At 57.4% G+C, this 21,911-nt stretch carries 21 protein-coding genes; 4 read left to right on the forward strand and 17 right to left on the reverse strand.

Annotated elements, in window-relative coordinates; translation table 11 throughout:
- Nucleotides 1–125 (forward strand): ATP-binding protein (locus QD409_RS33040; RefSeq protein WP_430764811.1); only part of this gene is annotated, 125 nt, incomplete at its 5' end.
- Between the two features lie 107 nt (nt 126–232).
- On the opposite strand, the gene QD409_RS33045 is transcribed toward QD409_RS33040, so the two are convergent.
- From QD409_RS33045 to QD409_RS33120, 16 genes are all read right to left on the reverse strand, one after another.
- Entirely contained in the window at nt 233–505 is a 273-nt protein-coding gene (locus QD409_RS33045) for an aldolase/citrate lyase family protein (RefSeq protein ID WP_430764791.1), read from the reverse strand.
- A 46-nt stretch (nt 506–551) separates the two neighbouring features.
- Nucleotides 552–1,346: a 2-keto-4-pentenoate hydratase gene (locus tag QD409_RS33050; RefSeq protein WP_430764792.1), complete on the reverse strand. Its 795-nt coding sequence runs from the start codon at nt 1,344–1,346 to the stop codon at nt 552–554.
- Nucleotides 1,347–1,391: 45 nt separating this feature from the next.
- The gene (locus QD409_RS33055; RefSeq protein WP_430764793.1) at nt 1,392–1,856 is read right to left on the reverse strand and encodes a RidA family protein; all 465 of its coding nucleotides are present in this window, start codon (nt 1,854–1,856) and stop codon (nt 1,392–1,394) included.
- A 102-nt stretch (nt 1,857–1,958) separates the two neighbouring features.
- The gene (locus tag QD409_RS33060; protein WP_430764794.1) at nt 1,959–2,459 is read right to left on the reverse strand and encodes a RidA family protein; all 501 of its coding nucleotides are present in this window, start codon (nt 2,457–2,459) and stop codon (nt 1,959–1,961) included.
- Between the two features lie 458 nt (nt 2,460–2,917).
- Nucleotides 2,918–3,307, reverse strand: coding sequence for a tautomerase family protein (locus QD409_RS33065; RefSeq protein WP_430764795.1), 390 nt, complete (start codon nt 3,305–3,307; stop codon nt 2,918–2,920).
- A gap of 314 nt (nt 3,308–3,621) precedes the next feature.
- Nucleotides 3,622–4,431 (reverse strand): 5-deoxy-glucuronate isomerase, encoded by an 810-nt coding sequence (iolB, locus tag QD409_RS33070; RefSeq protein ID WP_430764796.1) that lies wholly within the window; start codon nt 4,429–4,431, stop codon nt 3,622–3,624.
- Between the two features lie 11 nt (nt 4,432–4,442).
- Nucleotides 4,443–6,281: a 3D-(3,5/4)-trihydroxycyclohexane-1,2-dione acylhydrolase (decyclizing) gene (gene iolD, locus QD409_RS33075; protein ID WP_430764797.1), complete on the reverse strand. Its 1,839-nt coding sequence runs from the start codon at nt 6,279–6,281 to the stop codon at nt 4,443–4,445.
- Nucleotides 6,278–8,200 carry a bifunctional 5-dehydro-2-deoxygluconokinase/5-dehydro-2-deoxyphosphogluconate aldolase gene (locus tag QD409_RS33080; protein ID WP_430764798.1) on the reverse strand — a complete coding sequence of 641 codons (1,923 nt, stop codon included), beginning with the start codon at nt 8,198–8,200 and terminating at the stop codon, nt 6,278–6,280. The genes iolD and QD409_RS33080 overlap by 4 nt, the downstream gene beginning before the upstream one ends.
- Nucleotides 8,201–8,215: 15 nt before the next feature.
- Complete coding sequence (locus tag QD409_RS33085) at nt 8,216–9,145, reverse strand: TIM barrel protein (protein WP_430764799.1); 930 nt, start codon at nt 9,143–9,145, stop codon at nt 8,216–8,218.
- A complete protein-coding gene (locus QD409_RS33090) occupies nt 9,145–9,438 on the reverse strand; it encodes a putative quinol monooxygenase (protein WP_430764800.1) in 294 nt (97 codons plus the stop codon). Before QD409_RS33090 ends, QD409_RS33085 begins: the two co-directional genes overlap by 1 nt.
- Nucleotides 9,435–10,376 (reverse strand): sugar phosphate isomerase/epimerase family protein, encoded by a 942-nt coding sequence (locus QD409_RS33095; protein WP_430764801.1) that lies wholly within the window; start codon nt 10,374–10,376, stop codon nt 9,435–9,437. Before QD409_RS33095 ends, QD409_RS33090 begins: the two co-directional genes overlap by 4 nt.
- A 73-nt stretch (nt 10,377–10,449) precedes the next feature.
- Nucleotides 10,450–11,622, reverse strand: coding sequence for a Gfo/Idh/MocA family protein (locus tag QD409_RS33100; protein WP_430764802.1), 1,173 nt, complete (start codon nt 11,620–11,622; stop codon nt 10,450–10,452).
- A gap of 170 nt (nt 11,623–11,792) precedes the next feature.
- Nucleotides 11,793–12,695, reverse strand: coding sequence for a sugar phosphate isomerase/epimerase family protein (locus tag QD409_RS33105; protein WP_430764803.1), 903 nt, complete (start codon nt 12,693–12,695; stop codon nt 11,793–11,795).
- A gap of 20 nt (nt 12,696–12,715) precedes the next feature.
- The gene (locus tag QD409_RS33110; protein WP_430764804.1) at nt 12,716–13,537 is read right to left on the reverse strand and encodes an ATP-binding cassette domain-containing protein; all 822 of its coding nucleotides are present in this window, start codon (nt 13,535–13,537) and stop codon (nt 12,716–12,718) included.
- 8 nt (nt 13,538–13,545) lie between these two features.
- Nucleotides 13,546–14,550 carry an ABC transporter permease gene (locus QD409_RS33115; RefSeq protein WP_430764805.1) on the reverse strand — a complete coding sequence of 335 codons (1,005 nt, stop codon included), beginning with the start codon at nt 14,548–14,550 and terminating at the stop codon, nt 13,546–13,548.
- A 124-nt stretch (nt 14,551–14,674) separates the two neighbouring features.
- Entirely contained in the window at nt 14,675–15,649 is a 975-nt protein-coding gene (locus QD409_RS33120; RefSeq protein WP_430764806.1) for a substrate-binding domain-containing protein, read from the reverse strand.
- 147 nt (nt 15,650–15,796) lie between these two features.
- Between QD409_RS33120 and QD409_RS33125 the strand changes: the two genes are divergently transcribed.
- The 3 genes from QD409_RS33125 (at nt 15,797) to QD409_RS33135 (ending at nt 20,821) form a co-directional block, all read left to right on the forward strand.
- A complete protein-coding gene (locus tag QD409_RS33125; protein WP_430764807.1) occupies nt 15,797–16,837 on the forward strand; it encodes a LacI family DNA-binding transcriptional regulator in 1,041 nt (346 codons plus the stop codon).
- 542 nt (nt 16,838–17,379) lie between these two features.
- Nucleotides 17,380–17,787: a helix-turn-helix domain-containing protein gene (locus QD409_RS33130; protein WP_430764808.1), complete on the forward strand. Its 408-nt coding sequence runs from the start codon at nt 17,380–17,382 to the stop codon at nt 17,785–17,787.
- Nucleotides 17,788–18,889: 1,102 nt separating this feature from the next.
- A complete protein-coding gene (locus QD409_RS33135; RefSeq protein WP_430764809.1) occupies nt 18,890–20,821 on the forward strand; it encodes a methyl-accepting chemotaxis protein in 1,932 nt (643 codons plus the stop codon).
- 733 nt (nt 20,822–21,554) lie between these two features.
- On the opposite strand, the gene QD409_RS33140 is transcribed toward QD409_RS33135, so the two are convergent.
- A complete protein-coding gene (locus QD409_RS33140; RefSeq protein ID WP_430764810.1) occupies nt 21,555–21,857 on the reverse strand; it encodes a PsiF family protein in 303 nt (100 codons plus the stop codon).
- Nucleotides 21,858–21,911 lie beyond the last annotated feature (54 nt).

Consider the following 21,911-nt stretch of genomic DNA (forward strand, 5'->3'; position numbering starts at 1 on the left):
CGTCGGCGTCGGTGTTTGGTGATGCCAAGATGACGACAGCACTCCTCGATCGCCTGACCCATCACTGCGAGATCGTGGAAACAGGAAACGAGTCCTGGCGCTTCAAGAACCGCTCTCAAAGCTAAAGCCGAAGACACCCGCACTTGGCCTACCCTCTGCAACCCCGGCCAGCGCCGGGCAGGCCAAGCGCTGATCGCCTACAGGGGGGTGAAGATTGGACGCCGATAAGGGGTCAATATTCCGAGCCGGTTGACAGACGAACGACCACCGAAGAGGGAGAAGCTTCAAGCGCGAGCAGTTGGTCCAGAATGCTTCTCAAGTCATTCGGTCCATGCTCACCGTCGAGCACCAGCCATTCGAACCCGGCACGGCCGGCGATCGACGCCGCATAGGCGTCGGCAATCGCGAGCCAGAGCCCGAACTGCAATTCCCCGGATACGAGACGCTCTTTAAACCGGTTCCTGAGGGGCGCCGGCAAAGCGGTGTTTTGATCGTCAAAAGGCACGGACGGCCTCCATGCGTTGAGAAGAGGGGGTATGTTGGAGTATCACTCAATTTTCACTAAAATGAATGACGGTGTTGCCGAATCCCTCGACTCGAGCCTCGAAGCGGTCTCCAGGCCTAGCGTCGACCATGGGTCCCAGCGCTCCAGTCAGGATGGCGTCACCGGCCCGCAGGGGGGAACCGAGTTTCTTCAACGTCCGTGCCAGCCAAACAGCGGCGTTGACGGGATGGCCCAGCGAAGCCTCCCCGCGCCCTGACGAGACGAGCTCGCCGTTGCGGTGGAGCGTCATGGCACAGTTAGCCATATCGCCATCGAGGATCGACTTGGGAGAGGCTCCGAGTACGTAGACCCCAGCCGCTGCGTTGTCGGAAACCGTGTCGGCGATTCGGATATCCCAATCGATCAACCGGCAGTCGACCACCTCGATTGCCGCGATCGCAAAGGCGCTCGCCCGCAAGACGTCGCTGAAGTTGATCATGTCCTGGTCAAGATCACGATCAAGGACCAGCATCAGCTCGGCTTCGACGCGGGGACGGATCAATCGATCGAATGGAATCTCGCTCCCATGGCCATACTCCATATCTGAGAAAAGAGTGCCGAAATCCGGTTCGAACACGCCCATCTGCTGCTGTACCGTCTTCGCCGTCAGGCCGATCTTGCGACCCGATACACGCCGTCCAGCTTTGATATGCCGGTCGATATTGTGCTGCTGGATGGCGTAGGCACTTTCGATGTCCTTTTCGGGGATAATGTCTCGAATAGGACGACAAGGTCGAACAGTCTGCTCTGCCTCCCACAAACGATCCGCTGCTTGCCTGATGATGTCCTGAGATACGGTCATTTCGTCCTCGTAAATTCGCTAGGGATGGCGGAATCGCAACGTGGGTCATTCCACCTCGACGACCATCTCTCCTTCCACAGCCATGCCAAGCGCGAGCACATGCGCGCTGAGCGCGCTGCGTGCATGGACGCCTCGGTCTCCAAAAACCTCGACGAACAGGTCGGACATACCATTCATGACGGATGGCTGACCGGTGAAGTCCGGAGTGCAAGCGACCCAGCCGAGCAACTTGGCAATACGCTTTACCCGGTCGAGCGATCCAATTTCCGCCTCAAGAGCGGCGAGAAGGTTCAGTCCCGTTATGCGAGCGGCCTTGTAGCCTTCCTCTGGGCTGAGATCGGCTCCCACTACGCCTTTGTAGACGACTTCGCCGTCAACAATCGGCCCTTGCCCCGAGATGAACACGAGGCGTCCAGTCGTCGTGACGGCACCGACATAATTCCCGGCGGCTTTGCCGACCTTAGGCAACGTCAGGCCGAGGTCTTTAAGGCGTTCTTCGATCTGAGACATGCATGATCCCTCTTGTGGCGAACAGTGGCCGTGCGACGGGTTGTTTCGGGCCTTGAATTGAGTCAATGCCAAACCACTCCGCGCGGCGAAATACCAAGTTCTCTATTTCGATGCGATGCATTCAACTTCAACCCGTGCATCAAGTGCTAAGCCTGACGCGGCAAATGCGCTTCGCGCCGGGTACTTGCTTTCTTCGAATGAGGACAAGTAGATTTTGCTGAACGCCGGCAGTTCTGACATATCGGCCATAATTACCAGGCACTTGACGATATCGCTCATCTCGTAGCCACTGGCTTCGATGCTGGCCTTGATGTTCGCCATCGTCTGCTTAGCCTCAGCCTCGATGCCGCCTGGGACCAGTTTCTGCGTGCTGGGCTCCAGCCCCACTTGACCCGACATGTAAAGGGTGTCGCCCACCCGTACCGCTTCTGAGAACGGAGGCGAGCCTTGCAGCACTTTACCGGAGTTGAGACCGACAATTTCCGATGCCTGCGCCGAATTGCCCAGCAGCAACGCGGTGCATACGATAGACGCCGCCGCTTTCAGAGAACTCACCACCTTGAGACACCCCTCTTCCGTCCAAAAGATAACCGCCAGCTGCACCGTCCACACTCGTTTTGGCGCCACGGATTGGCTCAATGCGAATTTTTAGAACTCGCAACAATGGAGATCAGTCATAGAGGTGAGGACACTTCGTTGAAAACCGTTAAAGCGTCACGAGACACTTTTGCAACGAATAGGTGCTTGGAATTGTCTGAAAACGTCTCAGATCCAGGCTACGCAGTTCTTGGTCCAGCAATTAGTGAATCCAATTCCGAATCGCGAGCCGGCGCCCTGCCAGTTGATTTCCACAATGTTCTGACACCTATTTCGATTTGACATTGATCCATTCGGTCGCGGCGAAACCGTTGACGAATTGGCTATATCAATATCGGAGCAGGTCACGACGAACTGCAAAACCGGATCAGATCACGGCCCAAATGGACAGCGCTTGCCTTTTCCCGCGAGCAGACGGCAAAATTCTGAAGGCAGGGTACCGTCCCATCCTAAGGTTTGTGTGGTTAGAGCTCGCCAGTGAGAAACTGCGCCCGCCCACAACCAAATGACCAGTCCTCGTCGGAATTCTCCACGAAGGAAATCATCACGTCGGATGCCTGGATTCCACACGTCTTGTCGAGCGCAACGCAGAGATTGTGGTAGAAATCGACCTTTGCCTGTCTGCCGCGCGGTCGAGAGACGACCTCGACAAGCACGAATTTTTCCGTTCGCGGAATGCCAAGTCCGGTATCGAGAGCTTGCAGATAGGGATACTGGTATTCGGAAACGATCTGGTACCGGTCTGCCTTCGGCACGTTAAATGAATGAACCATGGCTTTGTGAGCAGCGTCGAGCAGCAGGCTGACTTCATCGGCCGAGCGTCCCTTGTAGAGATGAAACTTCAGCAGCGGCATTGCAGCCCCCAAAGGTTGTCGCCAGATGGCTCAGCCAAATCGCAATATGTTGGCGGCTCACGCCAACGATGCATCGATAAAATCGAAAGGTCGGCGAATTTCCCTCTCGAGCGTGCCTGGCCCTTGAACGGCGGAGCTTGTACGGCCGCAATAACGTCAGGCATCGCTCCCGCTTCGTGAGGCGAAATTCTATCGAAGAGCCGCGGCCAAGATCGTTGTGCGGCTCGACTCCCAAACAGCAAAACCCTTTCGCGAAGTCCAGAAACGACTCGTAGGATAGGTGTGGGCAGTCTTCTGATTGAGCGCTCTTTAGATCATGTCGCGTCCCGCTCCATGATCCATTCGACTTCCGACGCGGGAATGAAGCGCCATTTGCGCAGCGGTCCGGCCATGACATTAAGGTAGTACATTTCGAAGCCGTAGGGCGCACCGCAGGGATGATGGCCTCGCGGGACGAGGACGACGTCTCCGTCTTTAATCGCCATCGTTTCGTCGAGCTGTCCATCATCGGTATACACTCGCTGAATTCCAAAGCCGCAGGCGGGATTGAGGCGGTGATAATAGGTCTCTTCGAGATAGGTGATCCGGGGGAAGTCGTCCTCGTCGTGACGGTGACTTGGATAGGAGGACCAGTGCCCGGCCGGCGTGAACACCTCCGTCACGAGGAGGCTGTCGCAATAGTCCTCGTTCTCCATGGCGATATTGTTGATGTGGCGGGTATTCGTGCCCTTGCCGCGCGCAGTCAGCGAAATACCGTCCGGCCCGATCCGGCGCGCAGCATGGCCGCCCTGCCCCGGTGCTGAACATACGGCGATGACGCAATCGGTCTCGGCCACCGCCTTCCAGTCGTGGCCATTCGGTACATAGAGGCAATGGGGCGGCGTCTTCTCGAAAACGTTCATACGGTCTCCGAGCACTCCCCAGTCTTCTCCTGCCGCCTGAAACTCGGCCTTCCCTTCTACCATCACAAGGATGACTTCGCGATCTCCAGTTGTTTCCACGGCCACCTCGCCCGACCTCAAGCGGTAGAGCGAGAAACCAACGTAGCGCCAACCGGCGGACTGCGGTGTGATCTCATGGACCTTGCCATGGGTACCGAAGGGTCTTCGCAGAAGATCGGGCATGTCGATGCTCTCTAGTTGAAAGTCCGCTGATCGCGCGCATTCTGATTATAGTGCTCGCGCGCGCTCTCCAGCCGTTCAGGGCCGCCGGTCTGGGGCACGGCAACGTCCCACCAATGACCACCTGCCCCGGTGCCCGGAACGGCATCCGTGTCGATCACGATGACGGTCGGTTTGGTGCGAGAACGCGCTTCAACGATCTTCCGCTCGAGGTCCGCAATGTCGGTTGCCTTCTCAGCATGCGCACCCATGGAGTGGGCATGACCGACGAAGTCGAGCTCCGGCATTTCCTCGATATTGCTGTCCTTGTACATATTGTTGAACTCGGCGCCGCCACACTCGATCTGCAGGCGATTGATGCAGCCGTAGCCACGATTGTCGGTCAGGACGACCGTGAAGGGGATCCGGCGCATGACTGCTGTGGCCAGTTCCGAATTGGCCATCATATACGAGCCGTCGCCGACGAAGCAGATAACCTCCTTGTTGGGAGCTGCCAGCTTGATGCCCATGGCACCGGCCACTTCGTAGCCCATGCAGGAATAGCCGTACTCCATATGGTAGCCGCCCCTGGCGGACTGCCAAAGGACCTGCAATGCACCAGGCATGGTGCCGGCGGCGCACATGACCACGGTTTCGTCGGTGGAAACTCTTTGGACGGCCCCGATGACCTGCGCATCGGTTGGAAGATGGTTGGTCCCGCCGGACTGAGGAGCGGCAGTGACATTTTTCACTGCCGCGTGCCAGCTTGTTCGCGAGGCTGCGTCAAAATCCGGGGCCTTGTGGCCTGCAAGAAGCGCAGACAGCTTCTCCAGCGTCACACGCGCGTCCCCAACGACCGGCACCGCACCATGCTTCGTTGCGTCGTAACCGTGAAGGTTGATCGAGACGAGCTTACGGTCGCCGTTCTTGAAGAGCGCCCAGGATCCTGTGGTGAAATCCTGAAAACGCGTTCCGACACCGATCACGAGATCCGCGTTCTCGCATAGACGGTTGGCGCATTCCGAGCCGGTGACCCCCGGAGATCCGAAGTTGAACTCGTCGGCCCAGGCGTTGCCGCCTTTGCCCGCCTGCGTTTCGACAAAGGGGATATTGTGCCGTCTGGAGAAGGCCGCCAGCGTATCTTCCGCGTCCGAATAGAGTACGCCACCACCGGAGATGATGACGGGGTTTTGGGCGGCGCGGATCAAGGCCGCGACCTCTTCCACCTCACGCGGATCGGGCTCGGGACGGCGGATGCGCCAGATCTTCGGCTCGAAGAAGCTTTCCGGATACTCGAAGGCATCCGCCTGCACATCCTGGCAGAATGCAAGGCAGACCGGCCCGCAATTGGCGGGATCCGTCATGACAGACAGCGCGCGCGGAAGCGCGGTGAGAAGGTGTTCCGGCCTCGAAATCCGATCGAAATATCTGACGACGGGCTTGAAGGCATCGTTGGCGCTGATCGTGCCGTCGTCGAAATCCTCAATCTGCTGCAGGACGGGGTCCGGCCGGCGATTGGCAAAGACATCGCCGGGAATGAACAGCACCGGCAACCGATTGACATGCGCGAGTGCTGCCGCCGTCACCAGGTTGGTGGCCCCCGGTCCGATGGATGAGGTTACGGCGTGGGCGCGCTTTCGCCGTTTAGTCTTGGCGTAAGCGATGGCAGCATGCGCCATCGTCTGCTCGTTCTGGCCACGCCATGTCGGCAGCGAATCCCTGATACCATGCAAGGCTTCGCCAAGGCCTGCCACGTTCCCGTGGCCGAAGATTGCCCATACGCCTTCGATGAAGCGCTCGCCGTCTTCTGTCATCTGCACAGAAAGCCACTTGACGAGCGCTTGCGCTGCCGTAAGTCTGATTGTGTTTGTCATGCTGCTTTCTCCCGCGCGGCTGCCCGCGCCTTATCCCAGATCGACGCCAGGCGCCCATAGCGCTTCGCCATTTCATCGATAGCGGCTGCGTCTTCGATTTCGTCTTTCATCCAGGCGCGCGCGACATCGCCGAAGATGGTCCGTCCGACGGCAAACCCGCGGACCAGGTCAAAGCTCGCCGCCACCTCAAAGCTGGCTGCGAGTTCCGCCTCCGGTGCGTCAAGGCCAAGCACGACGATTCCGCGGGTGTATCGATCGTTCTTTTCAATTACCGCGATCGTGTTCGACCACGCAGCGGACGTGGTCATCGGTTCCAGCTTCCACCAGTCGGGGAAGACCCCGATGCCGTAGAACTGCTGGATGAGGATAGCGGTGGTCTCGTCGTTGACCGGTCCGACCTTTGACGGAATGATTTCCAGCAAAAACTCAAGATTGTTGCGCCGGGACGCCTCAAACAGCCGTTTGACGGTTGCCTCGTGGTCAGCGCGTGTCTCGGCGTCGTCATCGGGGTGGCAGAAGCACAGCACCTTCACCACATTGTCGCGTGCCCATTCGCTTAATCCCCCGTAGTCACTCCCGAGTTCTGGTTCCAGAGTCAGGGGTCGTGATCCTGGCCATTCGCAAGGCCGTCCGATCCAAAGCCCACTTCCCGAGGCTGCGTGCAGGGCCTTCTTGCCGATACGATTGTCGCAAAGGATACCGTAGCCGGGCCGGCCGGCCTGGACTTGGACGGCTGCCTGGAGGCAGAGTTCTTTGAACGCGCCGCCTCTTTCCAAGCTATAGCCCTGCATCTGCTCGAGCTGGATCCGATGGTCGAAGGCGAAGATCCGATAGTCCGGCCAGTCTTCGCCATGATTGCGATGACGGTTGGTCGACCAATGGATCTGCTCGACGGCTGTATCATTGCGCAGATCCGGCCGTTTGACGCCTCGTTCCAGAAAAAATTCGAGCTCAACCAGCGACGGATAGGCCGGCGTGCAGCCGTGGCGGGAAACGGCAAAGGCGCCACATGCATTTGCGTATTTGAGAGAGGTCGACCAATCCTTCCCGTCGAGCCAACCCTTCAGCAGGCCGGAGAAGAAACCATCGCCCGCCCCGAGAACATTGAAGACCTCGATCGGGAAACCCTCACCCGAAATACCATCGTCTAGATTGTCCAGGATCTCGCCTTCAAACGCCACGGCCCCCTTGGCGCCACGCTTCAAGACGAGTGTGGCAGACGACACCGCACGAACCGCTCTCAAGGCGGCGACAGTATCGGCCGTCCCGCCCGCGATATGAAATTCCTCTTCGGTACCGACAATGAGATCGAAGGAATGCAATGTCGATTGAAGTTTTTCAGTGACTTCTCGGCTGGCGACAAAACGGCTTTCACCCTCACCGTGACCGGCGACGCCCCAGAGGTTCGGCCGGTAGTCGATATCGAGCGCGGTCTTGGCACCGCTCTCTCGCGCGAAGCCAAGCGCCTTCATGACAGCGGCCTCGGTGCGCGGATTAGACAAATGCGTGCCTGTTACGACCACCGAGCGTGCCGAGGCGATGTAGTCCTGCTGGATGTCGGCTTCGCAAAGCGCCATGTCGGCGCAGTTTTCGCGATAGAAGATCAGAGGGAAGGTGTCTTCGTCGCGAATGCCGAGCAAAACGAGAGCGGTCAGGCGTTCCGGATCGGTGACCACGCCCCCAACATCCACGCCCTCGCGAGCCAACTGTTCTTTGATGAAGCGGCCCATATGTTCATCGCCGACACGCGTGATCAGGCCGGATTTCAGTCCGAGTCTCGCCGCCCCGCAGGCGATGTTCGTGGGCGAACCGCCGATGTACTTGTTAAACGAGCCCATATCTTCCAGTCGGCCCCCCACTTGTAGACCGTAGAGATCAACGGATGCTCGGCCGATGGTAATGACGTCGAGTGGTTTCATTGCGGATTTCCCTCCTCAGAATCCCGCGCGCGCTAGGAACGACCGGCTTGCCGCCAGATCGTCCAGTATGCTTCCCGTGTTGCGCGGATCCCGTTCTTGTTCGATTGTGATGTAGCCGCCGTAGCTGAGCTCAGTCAGGAGCGCGCGGACGGCTTGATAGTCGATGGAGCCGCGACCGATCGGGCACATGACGCCCTTGGCGCAGGCGTCGAAAAAGCGAATGCGCTCTTCCATGATCTCAGAAAAGACCTTGCTGTCGATATCCTTGAAATGAATGTAGTCGACGCGATCCCAGTATTGGCGAAGCGTGGTAACGGGATCCATGCCGGAATAAGCCATATGGCCCGTGTCCAGACACAGTCCGGCAAGATCGGCCGGGATATCCTCTACGATACGCCGCAGCTCGTCTGCGAACTCGATATAACCGCCTGCGTGAGGGTGGATGGTCGCACGCACGCCATATTTGTCGCGTGCGAGCGTCGCGATGGCGCGGATATTGTCGATCATACCTTGCCAGGCGCCTTCATCCAGACGGGGTGCACGATCGGAATGGCCGGCTGCATAGTCGCGCTCGTCATGGCCCCAATCCATCACGGTGAGGTAAGGCGCGGTGTAGCGCTGGCCAGGATGCGTTTCGGGCTGGGGCAACTGGGTGATCAGCGCGCAGATTTCGTCGGTCTGGCGCAGAAGGTTGTCGCGGTTTGATGGAGAAACGAGGTTGTCAAAGATCGTGCCGGCGACGATCTTCAGGCCACGTTGGTCGAGCGCTTTGGAAACCTGCCCCAGATCCAGCGGCAGAAAGCCATAGGGGCCGAGTTCCAATCCGCCGAAACCGGCGGCCTGCGCTTCGTCAAGCACCTTTTCCCAAGCAGGAAGATGCGGGTTTTTGACATCGTCGACACCCCAGCAACAGGGCGCAGTGGTTATGGTGATCGGATTGCGCATCAGGTGCCTGCCGTGACTGTCTCGAAGGTATACGACCGGTGAAGCGGCTCGTAAAACTCGAGGAAACGTTGCGTATGGTCTTTGAGCAAGTGTTCCGCATAAGCCTGCTCATCTTCCCAGGATTCGATAAACACCAGCCGGTCCGGATTGTCCGTGCAGGTAAGGCAGTCAAACGAAAGACATCCGCTTTCGGCTCTTGCCGCCAGTTGTACCTCCGGGGCGCGGGCGAGGATTTCGTCCCGCGTCCCCGGAACAAGCTCAATCGTGACGATGAACTTGTACGGCTGTGTCATCGGCTGATCGTTGCTTGCAGTGCATCGATGGATGACTGGATGCCGGCGTCCGTCGACATGGTAAAATCTTCCATTTCGAGGCTGACCCATCCGTTGTAACCAACCATGCGGACGACGGAGAAGAACTCCTTCCACCATTGCAGATCATGTCCGGCGCCAACGGCGACGTAGTTCCAGGTGCGGTTTGCGACGTCGGTCACGTCCTTCAGCTCCAAAAGGCCGTTGACGTCGGCAAGCCCGCGCTCGATGCGCGTGTCTTTACCGTGGCAATGGTGGATGGCACTTCCCAGTGCCCTTGCCGAGGCGATCGGGTCGGCGCCCTTCCAGAACAGATGGCTGGGATCAAGGTTCATGCCGACGCTCGGGCCGACCTCGTTTCGCAGGCGCAGCAGCGTCTCCGGATTCCAGACGAGCATTGCCGAGAAGTTTTCCAGCGCATATTTCTCGACGCCGACTTCTTTGGCGAGCTTGACCAGGTCGTGCCAAAGCGGGAAGGCGCGGTCCTCCCACTGGTAGCGATCACGCTCGGGCATCTCGTCCGGCCAGCTCTTCGTGTAGACGAGCCAGTTCGGAACCATATCGCCCGGAGCGGCTTCCGGCAGCCCTGACATCGTGACGATCGTCTTGACGCCGATCTCACCTGCAAGCCGGATCGTCTGCTCCATCTCCTCGCAGTGCCGTTTGCCCATGGCGCCCGGATCCAGCGGGTTCGCCGAGCAGTTGAGGGCAGCAATTTCCAGCCCGCGGGCAGCGATTTCCTTAAGCTTGGTTTTCAGGAGTCCCTTGTCCGCGAGAAGCTCGTCGGCGCGGAAATGCGGCGCACGGGACCACCCGCCGCCGGTCATTTCAATACCTTCGACGCCAAGTCGGACGCACTTGTCGAGCATATCCGTGAAGGACAGATCACCCATTACGTCGGTGCAAATCGAGAGTTTCATCAGATTTTCTTTCCAATGTTTGATGAAGGTGGGAGCGTGCGCTTGGGAGGTGTGCACGCTCCCTTTGGAGCAACTATTTGAAGTCGATCCAAGCGGCTCCAGCATCTGCGGAGCGGACACAGTTTTCCAGCCAGCGCACGCCTTCGGTACCCGCCTTGATGCCTGGATAGTGATGGGTCTTCAGAAAGGCTTCGTCGCCTCGGCTTTTGGCGTCGATAGCCTGAGCAATCCAAAGATAGATGTTCGACCAGCTGTCACCGAGGCCTTCCGTGTGCAGGGCGCCCATTCGGTCGACGGCAAGGCTTTCCTCCTCGAGATACGGCATGCCGTGGTGCAAGATACGGTTAGGTTCACCCTGAACGTCGTAGAACAACTGGTCCGGATGACTGTCCGACCACTCGACGGACGCCTTGGAGCCAACGAAGCGGTAACGTTGCGACCCCATGTTGCCAGCATTGACGGAGGACACCCAGAGACGGCCGCGGGCGCCGTTGTCGTAGTGCATCAGCACAGTCGCATGATCTTCGAGCGGTGCACGGCTGGGAATGAAAGCCTTGCGGTCACAAAGAAGCTTTTCGATCTTGAGATCTGGCAGCACGATTTCGGAAAGATAATAAAGATGCGTTCCAATGTCGCCGAGGACGAAGGTTGGGCCGGCCGTCTTGGGATTGGTACGCCACTTCACGGCCTCCGGCGCGCCGACGTCGTCACCAGCATTGAAGCCGTGGGTATATTGGAGGTCAACGATGCGGATTTCGCCGAGCATACCCTTGGCAACCATTGCCGCCATCTGATGGACAAGCGGGTGGCCGGTGAAACCGTAGGTGACGCCGACGATGAGGCCTTTCTCGTTCGCCAACTTCTCGATTTCCTCGCATTCGGCGACCGTGAAGAACAACGGCTTTTCGCAAATGACGTGGATGCCAGCTTCGAGGCACGCCTTGGTGATTTCGTAATGCGTGAAGTTCGGGGTCGCAATGGAGACGACCTCGACGCCATCTTCGCGCGCCGTCTCCTTGGCGATCATTTCCTTGTGGTCAGCGTAGCACCGCTCCGCGTCGACGCCGAGGTTCACACCGAAATCGCGGCCGCGAACAGCATCGAGGTCGAATGCACCGGCCACCAATCGATAGGTACCGTCGCGCAGTGCGCCAGTTCGATGCTTGTAACCAACCTGTCCGGTCCGGCCGCCGCCGACCATACCCCAACGCAACGGCCGTTCCGTTTTCTTTTCACCATTAATCATTTCATATCTCCTCCGGCCCTCTGCCGGTTTCCAAGGCACAGCTCCGCCCCCGGCGGTTGGGATCCGGCGCCGCTGCCAATTTGTCGTCAAGTTGTGCGCGCTATCACGCGGTAGCGCTCGTGTTGGCACCCTCCTATCGAGGGAACGGGGTGCCGATCTTCTATCCGGGACTAGGCTTTCCGGTATTTATCAACGTAGCTCTGCATCTCGTTGCACATGAACCGCCCAGACTCATCCGCCTTGTCTTCCCAGGCAAATACACAGGAGGTCATGACGCCGTCGAAGCCAATTTCGGCGAGCGTGCCGAAGAACTCGTCCCACGGCACCTCGCCCTGACCAATGTTCAGGTGCTGGTGGACGCGTGCCTGGGTGCCGGGCGGATTGAGGATGTAGCGAAGACCCGAGCTTGCTTTGTGATTGAAGGTGTCGCCGACGTGAACGTGAGCAAGCACATCTTTGGCTTCCCTGAGCATCGCTTTCGTATCGTCCCCGAAATAGAAAGTGTGCGGCGCGCAGTAGAGGAACTTGACGTTCTTTGAATTGACGGTCCGGATGATGTCGAGGGCCGGCTGCAGTGTTTCGCACCAATCTTCCGGATGCGGCTCGACATTGAGCTGGATGCCTTCGCGTTCGAAGATTGGCACCAACTCTTCCATGGAACGCCACCAGGCATCTTCGCAGGCTTCGATCATCGAACCTGTATGGCAGCAGTAGCAGGACCCCTTGTCGGGATGTGGACCGCGGCCGAATTCGGAATTCATGGTGTCGACTTCCATCTCGACAGCGATCTCGATGGCGCGCTTCCAGTGCTTCACGGCCGCCTGACGTTCCGTTTCGTCGTTGGAGGCCCAGCGATACATCGGCAAAATCGAAGCAATGCCGACGTCAGCGTCTTTCAACGCCTTCTTGAACGTCTTGATACGTTCCGGAAAGACGCGCGGCGCCTTAAACCATTCCAGGAAGTCAGCGCGCGGCGACAACTCGATCCAGTCGTAGCCGAGTTCTTTTACCTTCGCCGGGAGAGCCTCGAGGCTGAGATGGCGGTGCATAAATGGGTCGAGGGCAATTTTCATGGGTCTTCCTCCCTGTTTGTTCAGTTGGTCGTCACCGGTGGAGGATGACCCTCGTGTGCCGCCATGTAGCTTTCGACTTCGGCGCCCAGATTCGCGAGCGCCTCGCCGCCTGCCATAAGGTCGGTAATTTCTTCGCGGGACTTCTCTCCCTTTCGGAAGTTGGCTGCAACCGCTCCACGGATAAGCACAGCAAAGTGGTCGCCGACGGCCATGGCGTGCGTCACCTGGTGTGTGATGAAGACGACCGCGATGCCACGCTTTTTTGCTTCAAGGACGATCCGCAGGACGTGGGACGCCTGCTTGACGCCAAGCGCCGCGGTCGGTTCATCAAGGATCAACACCCTCGCACCGAAGTGGACGGCGCGGGCAATTGCCAAAGACTGCCGTTCGCCACCGGACAACCCGCCGATGAGCCGGTCTCCATCATCAATGCGCGTGATTCCGAATTGCTGGATGGCCTTGACGGCAATCTCGTTGGCCCTCTTGCGGTCATAGATCTTGAAAGGCCAGACCCCCTTGGTTGGTTCTGCGCCGACGAAGAAGGAACGACCGATGCTCATCAGAGGAAATGTCCCTCCGAATTGATGCACGGTGGAAATTCCAGCCTTTTGCGCCTCTCGTGGCCCTGGGAAGCTCACCGACTGGCCATCCATCAATAGCGAGCCGCTGCTCGGTTGATAGACGCCGGCAAGCGTCTTGATAAGGGTCGATTTACCGGCGCCGTTGTCACCCAGCAGGCAGAGAACTTCACCTGCGTCAACCTTCAGGGAGATGTCATGGAGCACGTCGATCGGGCCAAAAGACTTGTTGACGTTCCGGAGTTCAAGGATGGGAGTGCTCATAGCCCGCCTCACTTCTTCTTCGGCGAATAGGTTAGTGCCATGATGCGGAACGTGTTGTTCATCAACACGGCGAGGAGCAGCATGACGCCGATGATCAAGCTCGACCAATTCCGGTCAAACGTCGTGAAGTAGATGCCCTGGTTGACGATCGCGAAGGTGACCGTGCCGAGAAAAATCCCGACGATCGAACCGAAGCCACCAGTCAGCAGAACGCCACCGACCACCACCGCGATGATCGAATTGAAGATGAACGTCATCCCCGCAGAAACCTGCGCAACATTGAACAAGATCGCTTGGCACATGCCAACAAAGGCGGCGCTCATCGACGAAAGTACGAAGAGCGTTACTGTGAGCTTATCAGTTGGAATACCTGCGTTTCGCGCACTTGCACCGTCGCCCCCCAGGGCAAAGATCCAGTTTCCGAAGGGCGAGAAGTGGACGTAGAAAATGTATGCTGCCGTCAGCCCCAGCCACCAGAAAATGGTCACTTGAAAACTACCGCCTACGAAAGATCCGAAGAGAGACTTCGCGATCACACCGGACGCGGCCGGGCTAAGCGCGACACTGGTCGTTCCCGTCAGCAACACCGAGCATCCGAGGATAAGACCCTGTACCGCGAACAGGGTGCCAAGGGTTACGATGAGCGATGGCACAGCAGTGCGGATAACGAGAAAGCCGTTAATCAAGCCGATCACCAAACCGAGGCCCAATGCGCCCAGAATGCCCAGCCAGATCGGCATGCCGTAGTGGCCGGAGATGATAGCCACCGTCAACGCGCCCGCAGGGATCATCGCTCCGATCGAGATATCAAGCTCGCCAGAAATCATGAGCAACCCGACAGGAATCGCGACGATCCCGAGGTTGGCGGCGACGTTAAGCCAGCTTGCCGCGCCGGCCGGCTTCAGGAATTCGATGCTCCCAAAGACGACGAAGAAGACGAGCACGAAGGCGAGGCCGAGAAAGGCGCCGGATTCGGGGCGCCTAATAAGATTACCCAAGGACAGGTTTTTCACGTAATTCACTCCCAGTGTTTGCCGCAGCCTGCGCGAGCTGACAAAAAATCAGCACTCGTCGTGCGAATGTACACGCCGATCCGGCGACCGCTTGTGGCGGATCGGCGTGAGACATTGATTGCGGTCAGCGCGCGCCTTTCGCTACGCCTGCCAGGGTTGCCTTGATGTTGCTCTTGTCGACGATACTCGGACCAGTGAGCAGTGGGGATGTCGGAAGTTCCGCCCCGAAATCAATCGAAGAGGCCAGAAGCGTTACAGCCAGAAGCGACTGGAGGTAGGGCTGTTGATCAATCGCGAAACCCTGAGTACCGCTCTTGATGCGATCAAGGCCGGACTGGTTGAGATCGAAAGTACCGAGCAGAAGGCCTTCGGTCTTGCCAGCTTGCTGAATCCCAATGGCCGCTGAGTCCGCATCGCCTGCCGAGATCGTGATGACGCCGTCGATCTTCGCGTCTTGAAGCAGAGTCGCCTTGATGGCTTCCGCAACCGCGGTAGCATCGCCGAAACTCGTCGCCGGCAGCGGCAATTGCTTACCCGCTCCGCCACTCTTGGTGATGCCATCGATGACACCCTTACAGCGCGACTCCAGATTGGCGGCGCCTGGAACGGTGTTTACACAGATGACATTTTTCTTGCCATTCTTGGAGAAATATTGGCCGCCCGCGACACCTGCGAGATATTCATCGGAACCGACATAGTTGAGAGCGCCGAGTTCCTTGGCCTTGTCGATCCCACCCGCATTCATCAGGATAACCTTGATCCCGGCAGCGACCGCTTGCTTGATAGCCGGATCCTCGCCTTCAGGAACCCAGTTCGGAATGACGAGCCCATCGACCTTTTGGCTTATCGCCGTTTGAATAAGTTGGACCACGTCAGGAGCGAAGTTGTCATAGGTCTGAAGACGCAGGTAATTCACCTTGCCGCCGTTGGCCTCTACGACTGGCCGGGCATCGTCAATGCCCTTCTTAATCAGATTCCAGAATGCGTCGTCATTCTTTCCGCCAACCACAGCGATGTTGGCCGCCATGACCGAGGGCACAGTCAAAGCGACGACCGTAGTCGCAAGCAACGCTGCACAAAAGTGCTTAAACCCCTTCATAATTTCTCCTCCCGTTACCATCGTCCCGAGGACGTGAATGCATGTTGATCTGTAGCGCGCGAAATGCCAAAATGAAATTGGCTTGACGCGTTGAAACATATTTCATTCCAAAATGTGCCATTCACGAATGGCACATGGGAGGCGGTAGTGAATAGACCCACAATGTCTGATTTGGCGAATACCGCAGGCGTCAGTTTGTCCACGGTCAATCGGCTTCTTCACGGAACAGGGACCGTGCGGGCTGATACTGTCGATCGCATCCTCCAGGCCGCAGACAAAATCGGGTTTTACGGCTTGGGAGCATTGCGCCAGCGCAAACAAGACAATCTGCCCCATCGTCGCTTTGGCTTTCTCATGCAGCAGTCGCACAGGCCACTTTATCAATTATGGGCAGAAGGGCTTATGGCAGCGGCCTATAGACGAACCGACGCCGTTATCGAGCCCGAGGTCGTATTCGAAGACGACCTATCTCCGGAAGCGGTCTCGGCCAACCTTCTCAGGATCGGGCAGAATTCGGATGCGGTAGCGGTTATTACCGCGGATCACCCCTTGGTGAGCCAAGCAATCGATGAATTGCGCGGTCGAGGCGTCCCCGTCGTTGCCTATGTCACCGATCTATCTGCCGCCAGCCGCGCTGGCTTTGTCGGTACTGATAACTGGAAGCGGGGAAGGACAGCCGCCTGGTTTATCCGCCAGACTGCCGACGAACCTGGAAAGGTTTTTCCCCTGGTTGGCAGCAATCGCTATCAGTGTCAGGACATCGCTGACGCCAGCTTTCGTTCTTACATGCGAGAGCATGCGCCGGCTTTTCAGATCAGCGATACACTTCTTACACATGAGGTGCCGGAAAACGCCTACGAGATCGTAAGAGGTTTGATCGCGCAAGAACCCGAAATCAGGGGCATTTTCGTCAATGGCGGCGGCATATCGGGCGTGCTGCGAGCGATGCGTGAGCTCCCGCCGGACCGGCAAAGCAAAATCCGCATTGTCTGCAGCGACGTCGGACCAGAAACGCGCAAAGGCTTGAACGAGGGCCTGATCACCGCGTCATTGTCCCATCCATTAGACAGAATGCCAGCGGAACTCATCGACGTCATGCTTCGTCTGATCGAGCGCCGGGAATCATCTTCTATCGAACAGCGCATTGTACCGTTTGATATCCTTACACCTGAAAGTATATGGACCTGATTGTGATTTAGCGTCACCGGCGAGCCCTCCCCGTGCAGTTCGGCGTGTTCGATGTACTCGGCTAATCAGAAATCGGGTGGCGGCGCCCCACAAGACAGCCCTGCACCTGGTCGCAATTCTCACGGGTCAGAAATGCAAGGTTATCATTCCCATACCCTGTTCGCTAACGAGCTCCATTTCTTACCACCGAACTGGATAGCGCCCGAGTCAACTTGTCCATACTTGCATCGGCCAATCTCGACCTTCTCGTGGGGATCGATACTGTGCGTACCAATGTCAACGTCACAATGCAGCAAATTCCCCGTGTTTCGGCGCCGCCGCTTGTCCCTCTCCAGATACGCCATGCTAGCCAGATTGCGCATGCACAATACAAAATGCGCATGAAACGAAGGGCACCTATACTCAAGAGCCGAATTTGCATTGCCGTATCGCTTGCCACCCAGCAGTCAGAGGCGGAAAGCTCTGCAATAGCATGTGCGGAGTTTGGCGGCCCATGTCCACCATCTCGCCGTGGACGATATCACCGATAAGAAGAGGGGAAAGTGCACGATACCTCGAAGAAAAAGCTTCCCAATCATATCGATATTGAAGTCGGGAAACGCATCCGTGCGCAACGGCGCCTGCTGAATTTGAGCCAATCGCAGCTTGCAGAAAGGCTCAAGGTGACTTTCCAGCAAGTTCAGAAGTATGAGAAGGGCTCCAACCGAGTGAGCGCAAGTCGCTTGCAAGGTATTGCGGACAGCCTCGGTGTTCCGATCTCGCACTTCTTCATCAATATAGCTCCCAATGGTCCCGATTCCCTAAACGAAGCATCTACTATCGAAAACAACCTCATCGTGTTTGTTTCATCCGAGGAAGGTGTCGAACTTAACCGTGCCTTCAAGACGATCAAAGATGCACGGATGCGCCGAAAGATCGTGGATTTGATCAAAACACTTGCCCTGACCTGAATTATCGCTCTCGGTGCAGAGAAGTTCAAACACGAGAACTTGTGGTCGTTCGATCGTCCATACACTTAGCTTCATCTAGGCTGATTAGACGAGCAACTAGACGAAAAGCTTCGGCTAAACCATGTTCCTTCACGCAGCGTACGCTTGCGCAACAAGGTGAAGCTCGCATCATCGACCAAGCCCGGTGATTATGAGATGGCCCACCCTTCCGAGGATATCGAGTATGATGATCCGTCATTGAAGGAAGAAGAGCCGATCCACGACGATTTTAATCTTGGGAATCGATATAGGTAAGAATAGCTGCAGCGTAGTGGGTGTCGACGGCAAAGGTGCAGTCACTATTCGCCGAACCCAGTCCACCCTTGCTCCGAGGCCCCATCACTGGAGTGCGCAAGTTCGTCCCAAACGCCTCTGCCGGATATTGCGAGCGCTGGTGTCGCCGGTCTTCAGCTTCAGCGTCGCCACGGTTTGACGTCCCAACTTTTCCACTGCTGGCTAGCGGCACTGTACTAGGCTTCACATCCCTTTGAGCACTCCCAAAGAAACTCGATGTAACGCTGTGTTTTGCGCTGGCAGCGGCCTGGTTCGGTGACGGCACGAATGGAGATCGGCGTCGCCTTCCGATTTAGAATCACCTGATGAAGCCGGTTCTTGGCTACGTCTTCTACAGCCACCTTTCGCCCAGCACGGCCATGCTCCGATCGTGCACAGCCAGCCTCTTCATCGTGCCAACGCTGTTGACCTATGGCGGCCGCTAGCCGGGGCCTCAACTGCTTGACGGCCTAGGAGCAACCTTCGGGTGGTTTGTCTCCCGAAAAACAGACCTTCATGCGCCGCGGCTCGTCAGGTTTTTCCGATTCGCCGAAAGCAGCAAGGTCTGGTCAGTATGCTGATTAAGGTACCCGCGCTGATCACACCGAGATCTCAAGGCAGTTCCAACACGATGCTCGGGACCCGAGGCTTGGCAATATTGTCCATATTGCGAGGCAATATCCAACAAACGAAAGAAACGCCCAAAATGCGGTCAGCATATGTTGCGCTTAACGAGCTATTTACCAAGCAAAAATAGAATTTCCCCTATAATTCAACGGGTTCGAGCGCCATGTCATTTCTAAACCGAATAAGCATTCTTTCAAAACTGCTTTCCGTCATCATATTCATGTCGCTGATCATCGTCGCCTGCATCTGGTATGCGACCGCGCAAATGAAGGTGATCGACAGTTCCTATACTGCATTTCTCGATCACGAAGCGCGAGCAGTGGCGAATGCTCGGCGCACGAACACATTCAGCTATGAACTGGTTTACAACGTTTTTCGAGCCATCGCGGAAACTGATCCCGACCAAATCAAGCGGTCGAGCGACGCGTTTGATAGCACTGTTCCCGAACTCAAGCAGATCCTCTCCGATCTTCGCCAGCAGGCGCCGGCTTTTTCCGACCGCATCGATGAGCTCGGGAAGAAGACCGACCTCTTCATCAACAACGTCACTGCAGTGATGGATCTAGTGAAGAAGGGTCAAGACAAGGAAGCTGTCGATTTGTATCATCGTCAGGTTGATCCGAGCTTCCATGAGCTCAGCCTGGCGATCCGCGGCCTCACGACAGACATCCAGTCATTCGCCGACAAGGGCTCGAACGATTTGACGGATAAAACGAACACGACCCGATTCCTGACCGCGGCGTCTTCGGCGGCAGGACTGGTGGCTGGTTTCGTGATGGCAATCATTGCAATTGTCTTTGGCATTACCAAGCCGATGGCGGCGTTGCGCGCCACCATGGTGCGGCTGGCATCGAACGAAACGAATATTCAAATCCCCGGAATGGCACGAGGCGATGAGCTTGGGCAAATGGCTGGTGCGGTCGAAGTGTTCCGTCAGGCGGCCATTGCGAATAAGCGACTGGAGGCAGAGGCGGAGGAAAACCGCGCTCAGACGGAAGCGGACCGTCTCAGAGTGACAGCCGAGGCCGAAGCTGCCGCACAACAGCGCCTGAGGGAGGCAACTGTCGGTCTGGCAAATGGCTTGAAGCGGCTGGCCGCCGGTGATCTATCGTTTCAACTGACGGAGCCGCTCGCTCCAGACTTTGAAGCTCTGCGACACGATCTGAATGCGACGATCACCCAGCTAAGCGAAACGCTCCGCGAGGTCGCTCGTTCGACCGCATCGATTGATAGCGGTTCGCGCGAGATCAGCCAGAGCGCCGACGACCTTTCGCAGCGTACTGAAAAGCAGGCGGCTTCGCTTGAGGAAACGGCTGCGGCCCTCGACCAAATCACCGTCAATGTCTCGAACTCTTCCAAACGCGCCGAGGAAGCCCGCGCCGTGGCGATCCAGGCGAACGAGAGCGCGACACGATCTGGAAAGGTCGTTGCCAATGCCGTCGAGGCCATGAGCCGTATCGAACAGTCGTCGAACCAGATATCTAACATTATCGGCGTCATCGACGAGATTGCCTTCCAGACTAATCTGTTGGCGTTGAATGCAGGCGTCGAAGCGGCTCGTGCCGGAGATGCCGGAAAGGGCTTCGCCGTGGTGGCGCAGGAAGTGCGCGAACTGGCGCAGCGCTCCGCACTGGCGGCCAAGGAAATCAAGGATCTCATCCGTAATTCCACGACCGAGGTCGAAAGCGGCGTCAAGCTTGTGCGTGACACGGGCGAAGTCCTGCACGCCATCGAGCAGGACGTCGTGATTATCAATCAGCACATGGATGCGATCGCTACGTCAGCACGCGAACAGTCGACTGGTCTGGCCGAGGTCAACACCGCCGTCAACCAGATGGATCAGGTGACCCAACAAAATGCAGCCATGGTCGAGGAGACCAATGCCGCCGGTGCGACTTTAGCCGTGGAAGCCAGCCGCTTGAAGGAACTGATCGCCGGCTTCAAGCTCGATGGTAGCCAGGCGGCTGTCCGCGCCATCGACCGGGCGACCAAGCCCATCGCCTCTCCTGCTCGTGCCCTCGGTCAGAAGCTGGCCGGTGCTTTTGGCGGAAGGACCGCAGTTGCCACTGCGGCAAAGGAATGGGAAGAGTTTTGATGTTGGCTTCCTGACCTTGGGGCCACTCCGCCGCTTTTCATGGTGAGTCTACTCGGTATTACGCTCGCGTCCAAGCCTAAGCAGGGGCGTGGATGATGAACGTCCCAAACTGCCCACTGCAACGACGCCGCGATCGGCACGCCGAGGACAATAGCCGTCCACATCGCGCTTGCAGTGCCGGCAAAATCAAGCAGCCAAAGGGATGCAATCAACCAGAGGCCAACAAGAAATTACTAAAATAGATGGTTCAAGATGACGCCCAAACGATGCTTCCGCCGTTATACCTGAAATTTCAGCCACATTGGCTGGCGGTGTCCGCAGATCTGGCTTCGGAACGAAATAGCAGGCAAAGCCCGCCGGTTCTCCACCCGTCCGCCGCCACTAACGCGGCCAAATCGTTCCAGCTGTAATTCCACCATAAAATGGCTGACTTCCAATCGCCGGTGGTGACAGACCTCTTCGAAATCCAGGCTTTGAAGAGGCTTTAGGCGAAGATTGTTCGGGCAGCAGGGAAGGAATTATGAAACACCTTGCGATCGGTCGGAATCGTTTCGCCATTCGGTTCCCGATCGCCGCCATTGTTTCGTGCGGGCTTTGTTCGATTTCGATCACGCTGACCATCCGCTAGACAGATTTAACCTTGTGAAGATAAGGGGCCGGAGACTACTCTCCGCCCCCTTTATATCGAAGCACCCGTATATACGCGCAATTTAGCGGTTCGGGTCGACGGCCTTCAGCTCTTCTTCATGGCTGCAGTCTTGCACTGCTCGCGGAATTTCTTGCGGTCCTTGCCATGCAGACCCTTGGCATCTGCATCAGCCGAACATTTCTTGGAAATGGCCTGCTTTTGCGCGTCGGCAGCAGCCGGTTTCGCAGCCGTAGTCGTTGTCGCCGCCGGCTTCGCAGCGTTGGTGGTTGCCGCAGTAGCAGCCGGTTTGACGGTAGTGTCAGTGGTTGTGGCGGCTGAAGACGCAGCGAAAGCCGAGCCGGAGAATGCCAACATGCCGGCGAGGGCGAGAGCATAGGTGATTTTCATATGTGCCTCCGAAAGTTAGCGGGTGTCTTAGGGGACGCATGTATTTCTGCATGC

It is taken from the genome of Rhizobium sp. BR 315 (assembly GCF_050577975.1).
Lineage (GTDB): Bacteria > Pseudomonadota > Alphaproteobacteria > Rhizobiales > Rhizobiaceae > Rhizobium > Rhizobium miluonense.

What these genes read in the sequence shown, in the direction of transcription:
- QD409_RS33100 (WP_430764802.1), bottom strand. Translation starts at nt 11,622, where the DNA reads ATGATTAATGGTGAAAAGAAAACGGAACGGCCGTTGCGTTGGGGTATG.
- QD409_RS33050 (WP_430764792.1), bottom strand. Translation starts at nt 1,346, where the DNA reads ATGACCGTATCTCAGGACATCATCAGGCAAGCAGCGGATCGTTTGTGG.
- QD409_RS33110 (WP_430764804.1), bottom strand. Translation starts at nt 13,537, where the DNA reads ATGAGCACTCCCATCCTTGAACTCCGGAACGTCAACAAGTCTTTTGGC.
- QD409_RS33085 (WP_430764799.1), bottom strand. Translation starts at nt 9,145, where the DNA reads ATGCGCAATCCGATCACCATAACCACTGCGCCCTGTTGCTGGGGTGTC.
- QD409_RS33090 (WP_430764800.1), bottom strand. Translation starts at nt 9,438, where the DNA reads ATGACACAGCCGTACAAGTTCATCGTCACGATTGAGCTTGTTCCGGGG.
- QD409_RS33080 (WP_430764798.1), bottom strand. Translation starts at nt 8,200, where the DNA reads ATGAAACCACTCGACGTCATTACCATCGGCCGAGCATCCGTTGATCTC.
- QD409_RS33095 (WP_430764801.1), bottom strand. Translation starts at nt 10,376, where the DNA reads ATGAAACTCTCGATTTGCACCGACGTAATGGGTGATCTGTCCTTCACG.
- QD409_RS33135 (WP_430764809.1), top strand. Translation starts at nt 18,890, where the DNA reads ATGTCATTTCTAAACCGAATAAGCATTCTTTCAAAACTGCTTTCCGTC.
- iolD (WP_430764797.1), bottom strand. Translation starts at nt 6,281, where the DNA reads ATGACAAACACAATCAGACTTACGGCAGCGCAAGCGCTCGTCAAGTGG.
- iolB (WP_430764796.1), bottom strand. Translation starts at nt 4,431, where the DNA reads ATGCCCGATCTTCTGCGAAGACCCTTCGGTACCCATGGCAAGGTCCAT.
- QD409_RS33065 (WP_430764795.1), bottom strand. Translation starts at nt 3,307, where the DNA reads ATGCCGCTGCTGAAGTTTCATCTCTACAAGGGACGCTCGGCCGATGAA.
- QD409_RS33055 (WP_430764793.1), bottom strand. Translation starts at nt 1,856, where the DNA reads ATGTCTCAGATCGAAGAACGCCTTAAAGACCTCGGCCTGACGTTGCCT.
- QD409_RS33140 (WP_430764810.1), bottom strand. Translation starts at nt 21,857, where the DNA reads ATGAAAATCACCTATGCTCTCGCCCTCGCCGGCATGTTGGCATTCTCC.
- QD409_RS33105 (WP_430764803.1), bottom strand. Translation starts at nt 12,695, where the DNA reads ATGAAAATTGCCCTCGACCCATTTATGCACCGCCATCTCAGCCTCGAG.
- QD409_RS33120 (WP_430764806.1), bottom strand. Translation starts at nt 15,649, where the DNA reads ATGAAGGGGTTTAAGCACTTTTGTGCAGCGTTGCTTGCGACTACGGTC.